At 61.4% G+C, this 19,250-nt stretch carries 15 protein-coding genes; 12 read left to right on the top strand and 3 right to left on the bottom strand.

The annotated features are described in order from the left end of the window. Positions 1-25: 25 nt before the first annotated feature. Together ACZ89E_RS12015 and ACZ89E_RS12010 are read right to left on the bottom strand one after the other, a co-directional pair. Positions 26-3,304 carry a sensor domain-containing protein gene (locus tag ACZ89E_RS12015; protein WP_476255721.1) on the bottom strand — a complete coding sequence of 1,093 codons (3,279 nt, stop codon included), beginning with the start codon at positions 3,302-3,304 and terminating at the stop codon, positions 26-28. 69 nt (positions 3,305-3,373) lie between these two features. Then, a complete protein-coding gene (locus ACZ89E_RS12010; RefSeq protein WP_149658900.1) occupies positions 3,374-4,264 on the bottom strand; it encodes a LysR family transcriptional regulator in 891 nt (296 codons plus the stop codon). 154 nt (positions 4,265-4,418) lie between these two features. Here ACZ89E_RS12010 and leuC point away from each other — a divergent pair, with 154 nt between their 5' ends. From leuC to ACZ89E_RS11975, 7 genes are all read left to right on the top strand, one after another. After that, complete coding sequence (gene leuC, locus ACZ89E_RS12005) at positions 4,419-5,837, top strand: 3-isopropylmalate dehydratase large subunit (protein WP_149658899.1); 1,419 nt, start codon at positions 4,419-4,421, stop codon at positions 5,835-5,837. Positions 5,838-5,847: 10 nt separating this feature from the next. Next, positions 5,848-6,492 carry a 3-isopropylmalate dehydratase small subunit gene (gene leuD / locus ACZ89E_RS12000; RefSeq protein WP_149658898.1) on the top strand — a complete coding sequence of 215 codons (645 nt, stop codon included), beginning with the start codon at positions 5,848-5,850 and terminating at the stop codon, positions 6,490-6,492. A gap of 142 nt (positions 6,493-6,634) precedes the next feature. Further along, complete coding sequence (locus ACZ89E_RS11995; RefSeq protein ID WP_463260052.1) at positions 6,635-7,393, top strand: class I SAM-dependent methyltransferase; 759 nt, start codon at positions 6,635-6,637, stop codon at positions 7,391-7,393. Positions 7,394-7,443: 50 nt separating this feature from the next. Further along, the gene (leuB, locus tag ACZ89E_RS11990) at positions 7,444-8,526 is read left to right on the top strand and encodes a 3-isopropylmalate dehydrogenase (RefSeq protein WP_463260053.1); all 1,083 of its coding nucleotides are present in this window, start codon (positions 7,444-7,446) and stop codon (positions 8,524-8,526) included. Between the two features lie 69 nt (positions 8,527-8,595). Continuing rightward, entirely contained in the window at positions 8,596-9,708 is a 1,113-nt protein-coding gene (gene asd, locus ACZ89E_RS11985; protein ID WP_149658895.1) for an aspartate-semialdehyde dehydrogenase, read from the top strand. Between the two features lie 165 nt (positions 9,709-9,873). Further along, complete coding sequence (locus tag ACZ89E_RS11980; RefSeq protein ID WP_149658894.1) at positions 9,874-10,884, top strand: aspartate-semialdehyde dehydrogenase; 1,011 nt, start codon at positions 9,874-9,876, stop codon at positions 10,882-10,884. Between the two features lie 208 nt (positions 10,885-11,092). Further along, positions 11,093-13,765 (top strand): motility hub landmark protein FimV, encoded by a 2,673-nt coding sequence (locus tag ACZ89E_RS11975; RefSeq protein ID WP_476255720.1) that lies wholly within the window; start codon positions 11,093-11,095, stop codon positions 13,763-13,765. 84 nt (positions 13,766-13,849) lie between these two features. On the opposite strand, the gene ACZ89E_RS11970 is transcribed toward ACZ89E_RS11975, so the two are convergent. After that, a complete protein-coding gene (locus ACZ89E_RS11970) occupies positions 13,850-14,512 on the bottom strand; it encodes a M24 family metallopeptidase (protein ID WP_476257046.1) in 663 nt (220 codons plus the stop codon). Between the two features lie 176 nt (positions 14,513-14,688). Here ACZ89E_RS11970 and truA point away from each other — a divergent pair, with 176 nt between their 5' ends. The 5 genes from truA (at position 14,689) to ACZ89E_RS11945 (ending at position 19,249) form a co-directional block, all read left to right on the top strand. Then, entirely contained in the window at positions 14,689-15,513 is an 825-nt protein-coding gene (gene truA / locus ACZ89E_RS11965; protein ID WP_149658974.1) for a tRNA pseudouridine(38-40) synthase TruA, read from the top strand. A 63-nt stretch (positions 15,514-15,576) separates the two neighbouring features. Beyond that, complete coding sequence (locus ACZ89E_RS11960; RefSeq protein WP_149658891.1) at positions 15,577-16,206, top strand: phosphoribosylanthranilate isomerase; 630 nt, start codon at positions 15,577-15,579, stop codon at positions 16,204-16,206. Positions 16,207-16,381: 175 nt separating this feature from the next. Further along, positions 16,382-17,302, top strand: coding sequence for an acetyl-CoA carboxylase, carboxyltransferase subunit beta (accD, locus tag ACZ89E_RS11955; RefSeq protein WP_054052935.1), 921 nt, complete (start codon positions 16,382-16,384; stop codon positions 17,300-17,302). Continuing rightward, on the top strand, positions 17,299-18,606 hold the full coding sequence (gene folC / locus ACZ89E_RS11950) for a bifunctional tetrahydrofolate synthase/dihydrofolate synthase (protein WP_476255719.1): 1,308 nt from the start codon (positions 17,299-17,301) through the stop codon (positions 18,604-18,606). The genes accD and folC overlap by 4 nt, the downstream gene beginning before the upstream one ends. Next, the gene (locus tag ACZ89E_RS11945; RefSeq protein ID WP_476255718.1) at positions 18,590-19,249 is read left to right on the top strand and encodes an SPOR domain-containing protein; all 660 of its coding nucleotides are present in this window, start codon (positions 18,590-18,592) and stop codon (positions 19,247-19,249) included. Before folC ends, ACZ89E_RS11945 begins: the two co-directional genes overlap by 17 nt. Position 19,250 lies beyond the last annotated feature (1 nt).

The following is a 19,250-nucleotide window of genomic DNA, read 5'->3' as shown; positions in this document are numbered from 1 at the left end:
GAGAAAAACTGGCAATTCCCGGGATTTATTTGAGCAACGTCTGAAACGCCTCCACCGGTAATGGCTGGCTGTGCAGGTAGCCTTGATACAAATGGCAACCCAATCCCTGCAGAAATTCCAGTTGATCCGGCGTCTCCACCCCTTCGGCAATCACTTCCAGTGCCAGGCTGCGGGCCATGGCGACGATGGCGCGGATGATTTCCGCGTCGTTGGGGTCGGTGGTCGCGTCGCGGATGAAGGACTGGTCGATTTTCAGCGTGTCCACCGGCAGGCGCTTGAGGTAGGTCAGCGATGAATAACCGGTGCCGAAGTCGTCCATGGCAAAGCTCACACCGAGTTTTTTCAGGCGGCGCATTTTATTGATGGTGTCTTCCAGGTTCTGGATGACGATGCCTTCGGTGATTTCCAGTTTCAACAGCGAGCAGGGCAGGCCATGGCTGCTGAGGCTGCGCTCGATGCGTTCGACAAAGTCGTTCTGCCGGAATTGTCGCGGGCTGATGTTCACGCACAAGCTGAAGTTGAGCGGGTCGATCAGTTGTTTGGCGATCAGGTGTTTGAAGGCCGCGCAGGCTTCGTCGAGAATCCAGGTCCCGACCTCCAGAATCAGCCCGCTGTCTTCCAGCACCTTGATGAACTCGGTGGGCGATTGCGCACCGAGTTCCGGGTGGTTCCAGCGCACCAGGGCTTCGGCGCCGATGATGCGGTTGTCCTGGGCATCGACTTGCGGTTGGTAATGCACACTGAATTCGCCCCGGGACAGGGCCAGGCGCAGGTCGGTTTCCATGCGCAACCGCTCGCTGGCGGCCTTCTGCATGGTGTTGTGGTACATCTGCGTGGTGTTGCGCCCCGAATCCTTGGCCCGGTACAGGGCGATGTCTGCACGCTTGAGCAAATCGGTCGGGGTCGAGCCGTGATCGGGAATCAGCGCGATGCCAATGCTCGGCGTGACTTGCAGGCGCTGGCCGTCGAGGAACATCGGTTCCGAGAGCAATTCGCGCAGGGTGTCTGCCAGGTCCCGCACCTGCTCGCTGACCTCGCTGCGCGAACCTTCCAGGCCGCTGAGCAGCACCACGAACTCGTCACCGCCGAGCCGCGCCACGGTGTCTTCCATGCGCACACTGGCTTCGAGTCGCGCAGTGATGATCTTCAGCACCGTGTCGCCCACCGGGTGCCCGAGGGAGTCGTTGATGTGCTTGAAGTGGTCGAGGTCGAGGAACATCAAGGCGCCACGCAGGTTGTGGCGTTTGAGCAGGGCGATCTGCTGGCTCAGGCGATCCATCAGCAGTGCGCGGTTGGGCAGGTTGGTCAGCGGGTCGTGGTAGGCCAGATGCCGGATTTGCGCCTCGGCGTTCTTCAACAGGCTGACATCCCGGGCAGTCAGCAGCAGGCATGCGGTCTCGTTGAGGGTGATCGGTTCCACCGAGACTTCGACGGTGAGCAGATCCCCGCGTTTGTTGCGCCCGAGCATTTCCTGGTGGTGCACACGGCCCTTGATTTGCAGCTCCGCCAGCAGCGATGAGCGCTGTTTCTCTTCAGCCCAGATGCCGACCTGATACACGGTCTTGCCCACCACTTCATCGGCGCGGTAACCGGTCAGGCGGCAGAAACCGTCGTTGACCTCCAGATAACGCCCGGTGTCGCGCTCGGTGATGGTGATGGCGTCGGGGCTGGAGTGGAACGCCTTGGCGAATTTCTCTTCGCTGGCCTTGAGCGCCGCTTCCGAACGCTGTTGCTGGGTGATATCGCGTAAGGTGGTGACGATGCAGGGCTGCTCGCCGACGCTGATCTGCCGGCTGGAAATCACGCAGGTCAGGGATTGCCCGTCCTTGTGCTGGACGATGATCGCCACGTTGTTCAGGCCCTGTTCGCGGATCACCTGTTCAATGCGTTGCAAGCTCTTTGCCGACGCGTCCCACAGGCCTATTTCATCGGCGCTGCGGCCAATCACGTCGGCGGCGGTCCAGCCGAAAATCTGGGTGAAGCTGGAGTTGATTTCGATGAACTGGCCGCTATCCTGGCGCGTGACGCAGATCGGGTCCGGGCTGACCTGGAACAGCGTGGCGAATTTCTCCTCCGAGGCCACCAATAGCTGCTCGCGCTCGACCTGATCGGTGATGTCCAGCAAGGTGCCGGCCATCCGCAGCGGCACGCCGTTTTCATCGCGATAGAGCCGGGCGCGGCTTTCCAGGAAGCGCGAACTGCCGTCGGGCAATTGCACGCGATACGTCAACTGATAATTGCCGGCCGGGCCTTCGCGCAGGCTGCGGTAGGCGTTGCGCATGCTGTCCCGTTCCTCGCCGGGCACGCCTTCGAAAAATTCATCGAAGGCTTCGTGAAACGGCTTGGGCTCCATGCCGTGCAACTGCGCCGCCCGCGCCGAGCCGTAGAGCATGCCGCTGGGAATGTGCCAGTCCCAGGTGCCGAGTTGTGCCGAATCCAGGGCCAGGTCGAGGCGTTCCTGGCTGTCCTTGAGCGCATGTTCGGCGGCTTTGCGTTCGGTGGTGTCGAGGAAGGTGCTCAGCAAGTACGGTTGGCCTTCGAGCTCGACCTTTTGCGCGCTGAGGATACCGTCGTGAACCTGGCCATTGCTGGCGCGAAACTGCACTTCCATGCTGATCAGTTCGCCCTTGGCCTTGGTCGCCTTGACCAGCACCGCCCGTTGCTCGGGATGTACCCACAGGCCCAGTTCCAGGGTGGTACGGCCAATCACGCTTTGCACCGGCCAGCCGAACAGGCTTTCGAAATATTGATTGGCCTCGCTGATCAGGCCATCTTCCTGGCGGGTCAGCAACACCATGTTCGGGCACAGGTGGAACAGCGTGGCGAAACGCTTTTCGGAGCTGCTCAGGGCTTGTTCGCGTTGGCGCTGGTGGGTGATTTCCCGGATCACCCCGATCATTCGCGGCCGACCGTGTTTGTCCGGCAACAGGCTGCCGTTGATCTCCAGCCAGTGCAGGCTGCCGTCGGGCCAGCGGATGCGGTGGTGCATCGCCTGTTCCAGCGGCGCGCCGGCAATCACCTGATGAAATGCGCGGATGGTTTTCGCCCGGTCTTCCGGGGGCAGCAGGTCGAGGTATTCCAGATCCGCCGGCAAAGGTTGCTTGGGATCGAAGCCGAACAGCGCCTGGGTGCCCCGGGACCAACTGATCTGCCCGCGTTCGATGTCCCAATACCAGGCGCCCAGGCGCGCACCGTTGAGCGCGGCCAGTAACTGCGGCGCGCTTTCCCAGCTCTGCTCGGACCGCTGCGGGTCAATGGCCTGAATACGCGGCATCGGCGGAATACGGTCAACAGATTTGGGCATTGGCAGCAGGCCTTGGGCTGAATGGGGCGTTAGGCACGGGGGTTTGCAGCTCTATAGGAGTAGCACAAGTTAGCCGTGGGTCCCTGGCAGATCAATTTGTGCATCCAGCAGGGCCATAAAGGCGCGTGCCGCATTCGAAAGCGTCCTTTCCGTGTGCAGGATATAGCCTAGCTCGCGAGTGAGTTGTATGCCCGGCAAAGGTATGCGCGCCACCTGTTCATCAAGCATGGTGCGTGGCAAAACGCTCCAGGCCAGGCCGATCGAGACCATCATCTTGATCGTTTCCAGATAATTTGTGCTCATGGCGATGTTCGGCGTCAGGCCCTGGGCCTCGAACAGGCGCTGGACGATGTGATGAGTAAACGTGTTGCCGCCGGGGAACACCGCCGGGTGCAGGGCGATGTCCGCGAGGGTGACCGGGCCGTTGCTGATCAACGAATGCTCCGGGGCCACCACGAAATCCAGCGGGTCGTCCCACACCGGCGTCGCCTTGACCAACGCGTGGGGCTCGGGGGCAAGCGTGATGACTGCCAGTTCCGCACGGCCATGCAGGATTTCTTCGTAGGCCACTTCCGAATCGAGGAACTGAATATCCAGCGCCACTTGTGGGTAACGCCGGGTGAATTCCCTTAATAAGGGCGGCAAGCGGTGCAGGCCGATGTGGTGACTGGTGGCCAGGGTCAGGCGGCCGCTGACTTCGCCGGTGAGGTTAGTCAGGGCGCGACGGGTGTCGTCCAGCACGTTGAGAATCTGATAGGCCCGGGGCAGCAGGGCGCGACCGGCCTCGGTCAGGCCGACTTCACGACCCAGGCGATCAAACAATCGCACCTTCAGTTGCTGTTCCAGCCCGGCAATCCGCTTGCTGATCGCCGGTTGGGTCAGGTGCAGCCGCTCGCCAGCGCCGGAGAAGCTGCCGGTCTCGGCAATCGCGATAAAAGCGTTGAGGTTGGCCAGATCCATTGTGGTATTCCAGTTGGTTATCCAAAGCATAAAAAATATGAATTTGAGTTATTTAATGTAACCCCCTAGGATCGACCTCACAAGCCAAGGGGTTATTGAACCGCTGCACAACCCAAGGCATAGAAAATAGAAGCAAGCTGATGAGGACCGTCTGATGGCCGGCAAAACGCTTTACGACAAGCTCTGGGATTCCCATGAAGTGAAACGGCGCGACGATGGGTCGTCGCTGATCTACATCGATCGCCACATCATCCATGAAGTGACCTCGCCCCAAGCTTTCGAAGGCCTGCGCCTGGCCGGGCGCAAGCCTTGGCGTGTCGACTCGATCATCGCTACCCCGGACCACAACGTGCCGACCACCCCGGATCGCAAGGGCGGGATCGAAGCGATCACCGACCAGGTCTCGCGTTTGCAGGTTCAGACCCTCGATGACTATTGCGACGAATACGGCATCACCGAGTTCAAAATGAACGACGTGCGCCAGGGCATCGTTCACGTGATCGGCCCGGAGCAGGGCGCGACCTTGCCGGGCATGACCGTGGTCTGCGGCGACTCGCACACTTCGACCCACGGCGCGTTTGGCGCCTTGGCTCACGGCATCGGCACTTCCGAGGTGGAGCATGTGTTCGCCACCCAGTGCCTGGTCGCCAAGAAAATGAAAAACATGCTCGTCTCGGTCGAAGGCAAGTTGCCGTTCGGCGTGACTGCCAAGGACATCGTCCTCGCGGTGATCGGCAAGATCGGCACCGCCGGCGGTAACGGCCACGCCATCGAGTTCGCTGGCAGCGCGATTCGCGACTTGTCCATCGAAGGCCGCATGACCATTTGCAACATGTCCATCGAAGCCGGTGCGCGTGTTGGCTTGGTAGCCGCCGACGAAAAAACCGTGGAATACGTCAAGGGCCGTCCATTCGCCCCGAAAGGCGCGGAATGGGATATGGCCGTCGAAGCCTGGAAAGACCTGGTTTCCGATGCTGATGCGGTGTTCGACACCGTGGTTGAACTTGACGCGACCCAGATCAAGCCGCAAGTCAGCTGGGGCACTTCGCCCGAGATGGTGTTGGCGGTTGATCAGAACGTGCCGGACCCGGCGAAGGAAATGGACCTGGTCAAACGCGGCTCCATCGAACGCGCCCTGAAATACATGGGTTTGAGCGCCAATCAGGCGATCACCGATATTCAGCTGGATCGCGTGTTCATCGGCTCCTGCACCAACTCGCGGATCGAAGACCTGCGCGCCGCGGCTGTGATTGCCAAGGGCCGCAAAGTCGCCTCGACCATCAAGCAAGCCATCGTGGTGCCGGGCTCGGGCCTGGTCAAGGCGCAAGCCGAGGCCGAAGGCCTGGACAAGATTTTCCTCGAAGCCGGTTTCGAGTGGCGTGAACCGGGCTGCTCGATGTGCCTGGCGATGAACCCGGACCGCCTGGAGTCGGGCGAGCACTGCGCCTCGACCTCCAACCGCAACTTCGAAGGGCGTCAGGGCGCCGGTGGCCGTACGCACCTGGTCAGCCCGGCGATGGCCGCTGCCGCTGCCGTCAACGGTCGTTTCATCGACGTTCGCGAACTGATCTGAGGAACCGCACATGAGAGCTTTTACCCAACACACCGGTTTGGTCGCGCCATTGGACCGGGCCAACGTCGACACCGACCAGATCATTCCGAAGCAGTTCTTGAAGTCGATCAAGCGCACCGGTTTTGGCCCGAACCTGTTTGACGAGTGGCGTTACCTGGACGTGGGCTATGCCTACCAGGACAACTCCAAGCGGCCGCTGAACAAGGATTTCGTGCTCAACGCCGAACGTTACCAAGGCGCCAGCGTGTTGCTGGCCCGGGAGAACTTCGGTTGCGGTTCCAGCCGTGAGCACGCGCCGTGGGCCCTGGAAGAGTACGGTTTCCGCAGCATCATCGCGCCGAGCTACGCCGACATTTTCTACAACAACAGCTTCAAGAACGGCTTGCTGCCGATCATCTTGAGCGACGCTGAAGTGGATGAGCTGTTCCAGCAGGTTGAAGCGAATCCTGGCTACCAGTTGACGGTCGACCTGCAAGCCCAGACCGTGACCCGGCCGGATGGCAAGGTCTATCACTTTGAGCTGGATGAATTCCGCAAGCATTGCCTGGTGAATGGTCTGGACGATATCGGCCTGACCTTGATGGATCACGAGGCGATTGCGTCGTTTGAAAGCAAGCACCGGGCGAGTCAGCCTTGGTTGTTTCGCGATGTTTGATTTTGTGTAAGGCCGGATGACGCCTTCGCGGGCAAGCCTCGCTCCTACAAGGGATCGCATTTCAACTGTAGGAGCGAGGCTTGCCCGCGAAGAGGCCCGCCCAGACGCCACAAGACTTCACCCCAAAAAAAGGAAGTTTCCCATGACCCAGCACAGCCAAGTCGTACAAAAGCAATTCGGTGAACAGGCCTCGGCCTACCTGAGCAGCGCCGTTCACGCTCAAGGCACCGAATTCGCACTGCTACAGGCTGAACTGGCCGGGCAGGGCGACGCCCGCGTGCTGGACCTGGGTTGCGGCGCCGGTCACGTGAGTTTTCACGTGGCTTCGCTGGTCAAGGAAGTGGTGGCTTACGACCTGTCCCAGCAGATGCTCGACGTGGTGGCCGCCGCGGCGACTGATCGTGGTTTCAGTAATATCACCACGGTCAACGGTGCCGCCGAGCGCCTGCCGTTCGCCGATGGCGAGTTCGACTTCGTGTTCAGCCGTTATTCGGCGCACCATTGGAGCGATCTTGGTTTGGCCCTGCGGGAAGTGCGCCGGGTGCTGAAGCCGGGCGGGGTAGCGGCGTTTGTCGATGTGTTGTCGCCGGGCAGTCCGTTGTTCGACACCTACCTGCAAAGCGTCGAAGTGCTGCGCGACACCAGCCATGTGCGTGATTATTCCGCCGGCGAGTGGTTGCGTCAGGTCAGCGAAGCGGGGTTGCATACTCGCAGCACCACCCGTCAGCGACTGCGTCTGGAGTACACCTCGTGGGTGGAACGCATGCGCACGCCCGACGTGATGCGCGGGGCGATCCGCGTGTTGCAGCAGTCGATGGGCAATGAAGTGCGCGAATATTTTGAGATTGAAGCCGATGGTTCGTTTAGTACCGATGTACTGGTGCTGATGGCAGAACGATAGAATTTTTCCGGGCGCGCCCAAGGCGCACCGACTGATGACATGAGGAAAGCATGAGCAAGCAGATTCTGATTCTCCCAGGTGACGGTATTGGCCCGGAAATCATGGCCGAAGCAGTCAAGGTGCTGGAACTGGCCAACACCCAGTACAACCTGGGCTTCGAGCTGAGCCACGACGTGATCGGCGGCGCTGCCATCGACAAGCACGGCGTGCCACTGGCCGACGAAACCCTGGATCGCGCCCGCGCGGCCGACGCCGTACTGCTGGGCGCCGTGGGCGGCCCGAAATGGGACACCATCGAGCGTGACATCCGCCCTGAGCGCGGTCTGCTGAAGATTCGCGCGCAACTGGGCCTGTTCGGCAACCTGCGCCCGGCGATCCTGTATCCGCAACTGGCCGAGGCTTCCAGCCTGAAGCCGGAAATCGTCGCGGGTCTGGACATCCTGATCGTCCGTGAGCTGACCGGCGGCATCTACTTCGGCGCGCCACGTGGCACCCGCGTCCTGGAAAACGGCGAGCGCCAGGCCTACGACACCCTGCCTTACAGCGAAAGCGAGATTCGCCGTATCGCCCGGGTCGGTTTCGACATGGCAATGGTGCGCAGCAAAAAGCTCTGCTCCGTGGACAAGGCCAACGTGCTGGCGTCGAGCCAACTGTGGCGTGAAATCGTCGAGCAAGTGGCCAAGGATTACCCGGAAGTCGAACTGAGCCACATGTACGTCGACAACGCCGCCATGCAACTGGTGCGGGCACCGAAGCAGTTCGACGTGATCGTTACCGACAACCTGTTCGGCGACATTCTGTCCGACCAGGCGTCGATGCTCACCGGTTCCATCGGCATGCTGCCGTCGGCGTCGCTGGATACCAACAACAAGGGCATGTACGAGCCGTGCCACGGTTCGGCGCCGGACATCGCCGGCAAAGGCATAGCCAACCCGTTGGCGACTATCCTGTCCGTGTCGATGATGCTGCGTTACAGCTTCAATCAGCAGGAGGCGGCCAATGCCATCGAGAAGGCCGTGAGCCTGGTATTGGATCAAGGCCTGCGCACCGGCGACATCTGGTCGAACGGTTGCACCAAAGTCGGTACGCAGGAAATGGGCGACGCAGTAGTCGCCGCGCTGCGGAATCTGTAATCTCTCGGGCCCGCTGCCACTTTCAACTTCGAAAGCAGCGGCCCACTTTTTAAAGAAGGTGTAGTTGCGATGAAACGTGTAGGTCTGATCGGTTGGCGCGGTATGGTCGGTTCCGTGCTCATGCAGCGGATGCTGGAAGAGCAGGATTTCGATCTTATCGAGCCGGTGTTTTTCACCACTTCCAATGTCGGTGGCCAAGGCCCGTCCGTGGGCAAGGACATTGCTCCGCTCAAGGACGCTTACAGCATTGAAGAGCTGAAAACCCTCGACGTGATTCTGACCTGCCAGGGTGGCGACTACACCAGCGAAGTCTTCCCGAAACTGCGCGAAGCCGGCTGGCAGGGTTACTGGATCGACGCCGCTTCGAGCCTGCGCATGCAGGACGACGCGGTGATCGTGCTGGACCCGGTGAACCGCAAGGTCATCGACCAGCAGCTCGACGCGGGCACCAAGAACTACATCGGCGGCAACTGCACCGTCAGCCTGATGCTGATGGGCCTGGGCGGCTTGTTCGAAGCCGGTCTGGTGGAGTGGATGAGCGCCATGACCTATCAGGCGGCCTCCGGTGCCGGCGCGCAGAATATGCGTGAACTGATCAAGCAAATGGGCGCGACCCACGCCGCTGTCGCCGATCAACTGGCCGACCCGGCCAGCGCGATCCTCGACATCGACCGCCGTGTCGCCGAAGCCATGCGCAGCGACGCGTACCCGACCGAAAACTTCGGCGTACCGCTGGCCGGCAGCCTGATCCCGTGGATCGACAAGGAGCTGCCGAACGGTCAGAGCCGCGAAGAGTGGAAGGCCCAGGCCGAGACCAACAAGATCCTCGGTCGCTTCAAGAGCCCGATTCCAGTCGACGGCATCTGCGTGCGCATCGGCGCCATGCGCTGCCACAGCCAGGCGCTGACCATCAAGCTGAACAAAGACGTGCCGATCGCCGACATCGAAGGGCTGATCAGCCAGCACAACCCTTGGGTCAAACTGGTGCCGAACAGCCGCGAAGCCAGCATTCAGGAACTGAGCCCGACGAAAGTCACCGGCACCCTGAACGTACCGGTGGGCCGTCTGCGCAAGCTGAACATGGGCACGCAGTATCTGGGCGCGTTCACCGTTGGCGACCAACTGCTGTGGGGCGCGGCTGAACCGCTGCGTCGCATGCTGCGGATCCTGCTTGAGCGTTGATCGCTTGAAGTTGTGAAAGCACCCGCGCCTCGAAAGAGGTGCGGGTTTTTTATGCCCACCGATCATTCCCACGCTCCGCGTGGGAATGATCGGGGTGGGCCGAATTGCCTGTGAGCCACCCACCCGGTAAAGTGCCGCTCCCCCCGTTTCGCCAGAGGTAGAACCATGAGCCAGTCCTTTGATATTGCCGTGATCGGCGCCACCGGAACTGTCGGCGAAACGCTGGTGCAGATTCTCGAAGAGCGCGACTTTCCGGTCGGCAACCTGCACCTGCTGGCCAGCAGCGAGTCCGCCGGGCATTCGGTGCCGTTCCGCGGCAAGAACGTGCGGGTGCGGGAAGTCGATGAGTTTGATTTCAGCAAGGTGCAACTGGTGTTCTTCGCCGCCGGCCCGGCCGTGACCCTGAGTTTTGCATCCCGCGCCCGCGCCGCCGGTTGCTCGCTGATCGACCTTTCCGGTGCCTTGCCAGCGGATGAAGCGCCGCAAGTGGTGCCGGAAGCCAACGCCCAGGTGCTGGCCGGTCTGAAAAAGCCGTTCCAGGTCAGCAGCCCGAGCCCGTCGGCCACCACGTTGGCCGTGGTCCTTGCGCCGTTGCTCGACGTCATCGACCTGCAGCGCATCAACGTCACCGCCAGCCTCGCCGTGTCTGCCCAGGGCCGCGAAGCCGTCACCGAGCTGGCGCGCCAGACGGCCGAATTGCTCAACGTGCGTCCGCTGGAACCGACTTTCTTTGATCGGCAGATGGCTTTTAACCTGCTGGCCCAGGTCGGCAAGCCGGATGAACAAGGCCATACGCTGCTGGAAAAACGCCTGGTGCGCGAGCTGCGCCAGGTCATGTCGCTGCCTTTATTAAAGATTTCCGCAACTTGCATTCAAGCCCCGGTGTTTTTTGGCGATAGCTTTAGCGTGACCTTGCAGTCATCAAGCGCTGTCGACCTGGCCAAAGTGAACGCTGCCCTGGAAGACGCGCCGGGCATCGAGCTGGTGGAAGCCGGCGATTACCCGACGGCAGTAGGTGACGCGGTAGGGCAGGATGTGGTCTACGTTGGTCGGGTTCGCAGCGGTGTCGACGACCTGTCGGAACTAAATCTGTGGCTGACGTCAGATAACGTACGCAAAGGCGCCGCGCTCAATGCTGTGCAGGTGGCTGAATTGTTGATAAAAGACCTGCTGTAAAAGATACTTGGCAACAATTTGTCGAATGATTCTAACCGAGCGCTATGCTTGGCCGGAGTGCTTGACGGCGAGTCACCCTGTGGGGCTTCCCGGGCAGCAAAGAAATGATCGCGCGCGACGACCCTTCGCCGCCGCGCGCAATGCCTTACGGCAGCGACTTTCAACACCTTCTCGCTGGCCGAGGAATGTTCAAACAAAGGATGAGGCTATGGTTCAAGTTCGCAAACTGGTGTTAGCAATAGCGGCCGCCTCGGCGCTGTCCTCCGGTATGGCGCATGCCCTCGGGCTCGGGGAACTGACCCTGAAGTCCACGCTGAACCAGCCACTGGTGGCCGAAATCGAGCTGCTCGACGTCAAGGACCTCACCGCTGCCGAAGTGGTGCCGAGCCTGGCCTCGCCGGACGATTTCGCCAAGGCCGGGGTTGATCGCCAGGCATTCCTCAATGACCTGACCTTTACCCCGGTGCTCAACGCCAGCGGCAAAAGCATCCTGCGCGTGACGTCCAGCAAACCGCTCTCCGAGCCGATGGTGAAATTCCTCGTGCAGGTGATGTGGCCTAACGGTCGCTTGCTGCGCGATTACAGCGTGCTGCTCGATCCGTCCAAATTCTCGCCGCAAACCGCCGATGCGGCCGCGCAACCTGCGCCGTCCCAAGCGGTCTCCGCACCCGCTACCGGCGCCACCAAGCCGTCGACCTACACCACTACGCCGCGCGATACCCTGTGGGAAATCGCGGCCAAGGCGCGTAATGGCGGTTCGGTGCAACAAACCATGCTGGCCATCCAGGCGTTGAACCCGGATGCCTTCATCAACGGCAACATCAACCTGCTAAAAACCGGCCAGGTCCTGCGCATGCCTGATCAGGTGCAAAGCACCAGCTTGCCGCAGCCTAAAGCCATCGCTGAAGTCGCCGCGCAGAACACCGCGTGGCGCCAGGGCCGCCGTTATGTGGCCAAGCCTGGCACTGGCCAGCAGCAACTCGATGCGACCAAGCGTGGCAGTGCTGATGCCGGTTCCGCCCAGGCGGCGAAAGACAAGTTGAGCCTGGTGTCAGCCGAATCTGGCAAGGGTCGTAAAGGTGCCGCTGGCGACGCGAAGAATCTGAGCAACAAACTGGCGGTGACCCAGGAAAGCCTGGACACGACCCGTCGTGACAACGCGGAACTGAAAAGCCGCATGACCGACCTGCAAAGTCAGCTGGACAAGCTGCAACGCCTGATCGAGCTGAAAAACAATCAACTGGCCAAGCTGCAAGCTGAGGGCGCTGCTCCGGCTGCTCCGGCTGCTCCGGCTGCTCCGGCTGCTCCGGCCGCGCCAGCAGTGGCGGCTGCTCCGGCAATATCGGCCGAGCTGACGCCGGCACCGGCGGCAACCCCGACGGAAGCGGCACCGGCAACCCCTGCGCCGGTGGTAACCGCGCCTGAGGCCACACCGGCCCCGGCCGAAACGCCCGTCGAGCCGACCCCTGCGGCTGCCGACGACCAGAAGTTCAACGACCTGCTGACCAACCCGGTCCTGTTGGGTCTGGTGGGTGGCGGCGCCATCGTCCTGCTGCTGTTGCTGTTGCTGCTGGCCCGTCGCCGCAAAGCCCAGCAAGAAGCCGAAAAGCACCTGCGCATGGCGCGTGCCCTGGCTGAAGAGCAGGAGTTTTCCCCCGAGCAAGACTTGCCGGAAAGCAGCTTCGAAGGCCTTGAAGTGCCGCCGCCAGCCGTGAAGCTGGCCAAGACGCCTGCACCTGCGCCGACGCCTGCACCCGCGCCGGCTCCGATCATTGAGCCCGTCGTGGTCGCTCCCGTGATTGCCGCGCCGCTGGTTTCCCCGGCCGCCGAACGCAATGACGACGTCCTGACTCACGCTCAGTCGCACATCACTGCCGGTCGCCTGAATCAGGCGGCAGCCTTGCTCGAAGACGGCATCAAGCAAGAGCCGCAACGCAGCGACCTGCGCCTGAAGCTGATGGAAGTCTACGGTCAGCAAGGCGATCGTGATGCGTTCGTGGCCCAGGAGCGTCAGTTGGTGGCCAATGGCGAAAACTTCGCCCAGGTCGAACAGCTGAAAAGCCGTTTCCCGGCCATGGCGCTCGCCGCAGCCGGCGGTATCGCTGCCGCGGCTATTGCCGCCGAGCTGGACGCGCAATACGTCAAGGACCTGTTGCTGGATGAGCCTGAAGTTCCGGCAGCGGATCCGGCCGCCGATGATCTCGACAGCGCATTCGACTTGAGCCTGGATGACCTGGAAAACGTTTCTCCGGCAGTTGTTGCTCCGGCAGCGGAGCCGGAAGCCTTGGCGGAACTGGACGAATTCCCGCTGGACGACGATCTGAGCTTTGAATCGGTGCTGCAACAGCAGACCGACATCAAGGAAAACCTCGACGACCTGTCGGACTTCGATCTGGACCTGGACCTCGGTGGCGACGCTTCGCCTGCGACCCTGGCCGAAGACGATTTCCTGCTGGACCTGGACGAAGGCGTCAAGGACTTGCCGCCTGTCGAACCGCCGGCCGTGACCGAAGCGGCGCTGGACGACCTGGAACTGCCGGCGGATTTCGATCTGTCCCTGGCGGACGAAATGGACGTGCCTGAGCCGAAGGATGCATTTGCGGCTGAACTGGATGACGTCAACGCCGAGCTGGATCGTTTGTCCCAGAGCATGGGTGAGCCAACCTTCACCGCCGAAGACGCGGCCGCTTCCGTGGCCGACGAGCCGGATTTCGACTTCCTCTCCGGCACTGACGAAGTCGCCACCAAACTCGACCTGGCCCAGGCCTACATCGACATGGGCGACAACGATGGCGCCCGGGACATCCTCAATGAAGTCGTGACCGAGGGTGATGCAGGGCAGAAGAGCGAAGCCAAGGAAATGCTTTCGCGTCTGGCTTGATCCGGAATCGGTAGTAAACAAAGCGGCAGCCCATTGAGGCTGCCGTTTTTTGTTTGGTGAAGCAAAAGATCGCAGCCTTCGCTCTTAACTCAACAAATCCTCATAAAACGCCCCGAACGGCCGGGTAGGGTGGGCAATCTGGATTTCCAGAATCCACAGCCCTATATTCGGGCAGTCCTCGAAATTGCCCAGGTCTCCGGCGCGATAGATCGCATGCGGGAAATCACTGACCCGGTGCCCCTTGATCTCCAGGTTCAACTTCCAGCCCATCGCTGTCGCCTGTTCGTCGGCGTAGCGATATAGCTCCGGACCGGCCACCTGCTGGGTGCGCCAGTAATCGTGGACCAGATCGAACAGGGTTTTCGCCGCCACGGCGCACGCCTGCATCTCGGGATCGTTGCCGACGGTGAACGTCGCGCCCGAGTCGCCTTCATGGCGATCCCAGACCACGCCGAGGTCGATAAAGAAAATATCGTTTTCAGCCAGCACCGGATCGCCGTCGGAACGCTGCTTGAAGGTCTTCAGGGTGTTTTCGCCGAAGCGAATTTTCGACGGATGCCAGATGCGGTCCATGCCCAGTTCGTTCAACACTTCGAGGCTCATTGTCTGGGCTTCTGACTCGAGCATGCCGGGTTTGATGCGGCGGGCCATTGCGTCGATGGCTTCCCAGGTTTTGCGTTTGGCGTGCAGCATGCCTTCCAGGCTATACGCCTGGCCGACAGCTTCCTTGTTCAATGTGGCGGTCATCATCAGGTCTCGGTTTTTGTGTTTTCGTTGTGTAGTTATCTATATAGCGAAGTCGGCGGGCGTGATGCAATGGCACACAGCTCTGGCGTCCCGGACCTGCGGCCTTATAATGCCCGCCTTTGCGTACATCAGCAGGCTGTCACCCCTTGGCAAATATAGATAATCCGGCCGCCGAAATGGCGGCCGACGGCTTTTTCCGCATCGCGCTGGGCGTGGAATACAAAGGCTCGCGCTATCGCGGCTGGCAGCGCCAGGCCTCTGGCGTGCTGACCGTGCAGGAAACCCTGGAAAACGCCTTGTCCAAAGTCGCCGATTCACCGGTGTCGCTGCATTGCGCCGGGCGTACCGATGCGGGCGTGCATGCCTGCGGCCAGGTGGTGCATTTCGATACCCAGGTTGAGCGTTCGCTCAAGGCCTGGGTCATGGGCGCCAACATCAATTTGCCCCACGATGTCAGCGTCAGCTGGGCCCAGGTCATGCCGCCGGATTTTCATGCGCGGTTCAAGGCCATCGCCCGGCGCTATCGCTATGTGATCTACAACGATCAGATCCGCCCGGCGCACCTGAACGAAGAAATCACCTGGAACCATCGTCCGCTGGACGTCGAGCGCATGGCCGAGGCTGCCCAGTATCTGGTCGGCACCCATGACTTCAGCGCGTTTCGGGCCGGGCAATGCCAGGCCAAGTCGCCGGTCAAGAAACTGCATCATCTGCGGGTCACCCGTCACGGCAAGATGATCGTGATCGATATTCGTGCCGGCTCCTTCCTGCATCACATGGTGCGCAACATCGCCGGGGTGCTGATGACCATCGGTACGGGCGAGCGTCCGGTGGAGTGGATGAAGGAAGTGCTGGAGAGCCGCGTTCGCCGTTCCGGCGGTGTCACGGCGCACCCCTTCGGCCTGTATCTGGTGCAGGTGGAGTACCACGACGAGTTCCAGTTGCCTGAGCGTTACATCGGGCCGCACTTCCTCACCGGTTTCACCGAACTTGACGGCTGACGCCCTCGAACGCATTTGTTACCATCCGGGACTTTCTCGGATTTGCCTTGGGGTTCTATCGACATGTCAGCCGTTCGCAGCAAGATTTGCGGGATTACCCGCATAGAAGATGCGTTGGCGGCAGTCGAGGCCGGGGCCGATGCCATCGGCTTTGTGTTTTACGCCAAAAGCCCACGGGCGGTGACGTTTGCGCAGGCGAGGGCGATTATCAAGGCCTTGCCGCCGTTCGTGACCACCGTGGGTTTGTTCGTCAACGCCAGTCGCTGCGAGTTGGGAGAAATCCTCGACGCCGTGCCGCTGGATCTGTTGCAGTTTCACGGCGACGAAGACGCTGGCGAATGCGAAAGCTGGAATCGTCCTTACATCAAGGCCCTGCGGGTCAAGGCCGGGGATGACATTGGTGCGGCATGCGATGCGTTTGCAGGTGCCAGCGGTATCCTGCTTGACGCTTACGTCGAAGGCGTACCCGGCGGAACCGGTGAAGCGTTCGACTGGTCACTGATACCGCAAGGCTTGAGCAAACCGATTATCCTTGCCGGCGGTTTGACCCCGGACAACGTCGCCGAGGCGATTGCGCGGGTCCGGCCTTACGCGGTGGACGTCAGCGGCGGGGTAGAGGCGAGCAAGGGCATCAAGGATCACGCGAAGATCCAGGCATTCATCAAAGCGGTACGTGATGTGACGGCTGGCTAACTGCCGCCGTCCACAGCTCTGTAGAAAAGAGGCTGAGGGTTTTCGGGTTGTACGCAGGTCAGTTTTTCTGACCCGGCCATCCGGCGATCATCGCCACACACATGAATTTAGCTCAAGGGCATACGCGGGGCTGCGAACCAAAGCGTTCGGGCCGCCGGTACTGGAGAAAGAAAGCATGAGCAACTGGTTAGTAGACAAACTGATCCCTTCGATCATGCGTTCCGAGGTCAAGAAGAGCTCGGTGCCTGAAGGTCTGTGGCACAAATGCCCGTCTTGCGAGGCTGTGCTGTATCGTCCGGAGCTGGAAAAGACCCTGGACGTTTGCCCCAAGTGCAACCACCACATGCGTATCGGCGCCCGCGCCCGCATCGACATTTTCCTCGACGCCGAAGGCCGTGCCGAACTGGGCGCGGACCTGGAGCCGGTTGACCGTCTGAAATTCCGCGACGGCAAGAAGTACAAGGACCGCCTGACCGCCGCGCAAAAAGCCACCGGCGAGAAAGATGCCCTGATCTCCATGAGCGGCACCCTGCTGGGTATGCCAGTGGTGGTTTCCGCGTTTGAGTTCTCCTTCATGGGCGGCTCGATGGGCGCCATCGTCGGTGAGCGCTTCGTGCGCGCCGCCAACTACGCACTGGAAAACAAATGCCCGATGATCTGCTTCGCCGCCTCCGGTGGCGCGCGGATGCAGGAAGCCCTGATCTCCCTGATGCAAATGGCCAAGACCTCGGCGGTCCTGGCGCGTCTGCGTGAAGAAGGCATCCCGTTCATCTCGGTGCTGACCGATCCGGTCTACGGCGGCGTTTCCGCCAGTCTGGCCATGCTGGGCGACGTGATCGTCGGCGAGCCAAAAGCCCTGATCGGCTTCGCCGGTCCGCGCGTAATCGAGCAAACCGTGCGTGAAAAACTGCCGGAAGGTTTCCAGCGCAGCGAGTTCCTGCTGGAACACGGCGCGATCGACATGATCATCCACCGCCAGGAACTGCGTCCGCGTCTGGGCAACCTGCTGGCACAAATGATGGGCCTGCCGACGCCGAAATTCGTCGCCGCCCCTATCGAGCCGATCGTGGTTCCACCGGTACCTGCGAACATATGACCCAACGTACCCTTGGCGAATGGCTCGCCTACCTTGAGCAGTTGCACCCTTCGGCCATCGACATGGGCCTGGAGCGCTCGCAACAGGTAGCGTCCCGCATGGGACTGGGCAAGCCGGCGCCTCGGGTGATCACGGTCACCGGCACCAACGGCAAGGGTTCTACCTGTGCGTTCGTGGCTTCATTGCTGCGGGCTCAGGGCCTGAATGTGGGTGTCTATAATTCTCCGCACCTGCTGCGTTACAACGAGCGGGTGCAGGTCAATGGCGTCGAAGCCACTGACGCCGAGCTGTGCGAAGCGTTTGCGGCGGTCGAGGCCGGGCGTGGCGAAACGTCCCTGACGTACTTCGAAATGGGCACCCTGGCGGCGTTCTGGCTGTTTCAACAGGCCAGTCTTGATGCGGTGGTGCTGGAAGTCGGCCTCGGCGGGCGTCTGGACACGGTCAACGTGGTCGATGCGGACATCGCACTCGTCACCAGTATTGGCGTAGACCACGCCGATTACCTGGGCGATACCCGTGAATCCGTGGCCTTCGAGAAGGCCGGCATCTTCCGTCAGGGCGCGCCTGCGCTCTGTGGTGATCTGAATCCTCCCCAACCCCTGCTGGACAAGGCGCGCGAGCTGGCTTGCCCGTTTTTCCTGCGTGGGCGCGATTTCGATCTGGGCATTACCGATCACAACTGGCAATGGCGCGGCCTCGATGCTCAAGGGCATGTGGTCGAACTGCATGACCTGCCGTTGCTCGATCTGCCGATGGAAAACGCAGCGCTGGCGTTGCAGGCTTATTTGCTGACCGGTTTGCCGTGGGTCGATGCACAGATTGTTGAAGCGTTGAAAGCTACGCGGATCGTTGGTCGACTTGATCGCCGACAGTTCGACTGGGAAGGCAAGCGCCTGAATTTGTTACTGGATGTGGGGCACAATCCCCATGCAGCGGAGTATCTGGCCCGGCGCCTGGCCAGTCGTCCGCCGGTCGGCAAGCGCCTGGCGGTGTTCGGTTTGCTGGCGGACAAGGATCTGGATGGTGTCGTTGGCGAATTGAATGCTAGTGTCCAGTCATGGGCTGTGGCGCCGCTGGATTCGCCGCGGTCGCGTCCGGTCGAGGAATTACACGCGGCGTTGCAGAACCTTGGCGCGTCGGTAACGTCCTATGGCAGTGTGACGGCCGCCCTGGAAGGGCAGTGCGCACTGGCGACGAGCGACGACGAGATTCTGTTGTTCGGATCATTTTATTGTGTTGCCGAGGCCCTTGAATGGCTGGCCCGGCGCTCCACGGAGGAAGCGGCAAATGGCTTTGCTGGATAAGGCGTACAAACAGCGCATGGTCGGTGCCCTGGTATTGGTGGCGCTGGCGGTGATTTTCTTGCCGATGCTGTTTTCCCGTCAGGACGAACAGCGTCAGGTCACGGTGCAGGCGCCGTCTGCGCCGCAAGCCCCTGCGGTACCGCAAGTGCAGGTCGAGCCGGTGGTGGTGCCTGAGCCGCAAGCCTTGCCTCAGGAACCAGTACCGAGCGACGACGAAATCGCCGATCAGCAAGCACCGACGATGCCGATTGCACCGGCTGCTCCAGTCGCTTCGGCTCCGGCTCCTGCTGCCAAACCGGTGACGCCGCCGCCTGCTCCGGTCGCCAAGCCGGCACCGTCCCAGCCAATTGCCGCCGCACCGGCGAAACCGGACACCACCCAGAGCCGCGTCGATGCCAATGGCCTGTCGGTCAGTTGGTCGGTGCAACTGGCCAGCCTGTCGAGCCGCGCCAGTGCCGAAAGCCTGCAGAAATCCCTGCGCAGCCAGGGCTACAACGCTTACATCCGTACCGCCGATGGCAAGAACCGGGTGTTTGTCGGGCCGCTGATCGAGCGCGCAGAAGCCGATCGCCTGCGTGACTTGTTGGGCCGCCAGCAGAACCTGAAAGGTTTTGTCGTACGTTTCCAGCCTGAGCGTGGCTAAC

This window comes from Pseudomonas sp. TE3899, from assembly GCF_056279105.1.
This window is presented reverse-complemented; position numbering and strand designations above follow the sequence as displayed.

What these genes read in the sequence shown, in the direction of transcription:
- ACZ89E_RS12015 (WP_476255721.1), bottom strand. Translation starts at nt 3,304, where the DNA reads ATGCCCAAATCTGTTGACCGTATTCCGCCGATGCCGCGTATTCAGGCC.
- ACZ89E_RS12010 (WP_149658900.1), bottom strand. Translation starts at nt 4,264, where the DNA reads ATGGATCTGGCCAACCTCAACGCTTTTATCGCGATTGCCGAGACCGGC.
- leuC (WP_149658899.1), top strand. Translation starts at nt 4,419, where the DNA reads ATGGCCGGCAAAACGCTTTACGACAAGCTCTGGGATTCCCATGAAGTG.
- leuD (WP_149658898.1), top strand. Translation starts at nt 5,848, where the DNA reads ATGAGAGCTTTTACCCAACACACCGGTTTGGTCGCGCCATTGGACCGG.
- ACZ89E_RS11995 (WP_463260052.1), top strand. Translation starts at nt 6,635, where the DNA reads ATGACCCAGCACAGCCAAGTCGTACAAAAGCAATTCGGTGAACAGGCC.
- leuB (WP_463260053.1), top strand. Translation starts at nt 7,444, where the DNA reads ATGAGCAAGCAGATTCTGATTCTCCCAGGTGACGGTATTGGCCCGGAA.
- asd (WP_149658895.1), top strand. Translation starts at nt 8,596, where the DNA reads ATGAAACGTGTAGGTCTGATCGGTTGGCGCGGTATGGTCGGTTCCGTG.
- ACZ89E_RS11980 (WP_149658894.1), top strand. Translation starts at nt 9,874, where the DNA reads ATGAGCCAGTCCTTTGATATTGCCGTGATCGGCGCCACCGGAACTGTC.
- ACZ89E_RS11975 (WP_476255720.1), top strand. Translation starts at nt 11,093, where the DNA reads ATGGTTCAAGTTCGCAAACTGGTGTTAGCAATAGCGGCCGCCTCGGCG.
- ACZ89E_RS11970 (WP_476257046.1), bottom strand. Translation starts at nt 14,512, where the DNA reads ATGACCGCCACATTGAACAAGGAAGCTGTCGGCCAGGCGTATAGCCTG.
- truA (WP_149658974.1), top strand. Translation starts at nt 14,689, where the DNA reads ATGGCGGCCGACGGCTTTTTCCGCATCGCGCTGGGCGTGGAATACAAA.
- ACZ89E_RS11960 (WP_149658891.1), top strand. Translation starts at nt 15,577, where the DNA reads ATGTCAGCCGTTCGCAGCAAGATTTGCGGGATTACCCGCATAGAAGAT.
- accD (WP_054052935.1), top strand. Translation starts at nt 16,382, where the DNA reads ATGAGCAACTGGTTAGTAGACAAACTGATCCCTTCGATCATGCGTTCC.
- folC (WP_476255719.1), top strand. Translation starts at nt 17,299, where the DNA reads ATGACCCAACGTACCCTTGGCGAATGGCTCGCCTACCTTGAGCAGTTG.
- ACZ89E_RS11945 (WP_476255718.1), top strand. Translation starts at nt 18,590, where the DNA reads ATGGCTTTGCTGGATAAGGCGTACAAACAGCGCATGGTCGGTGCCCTG.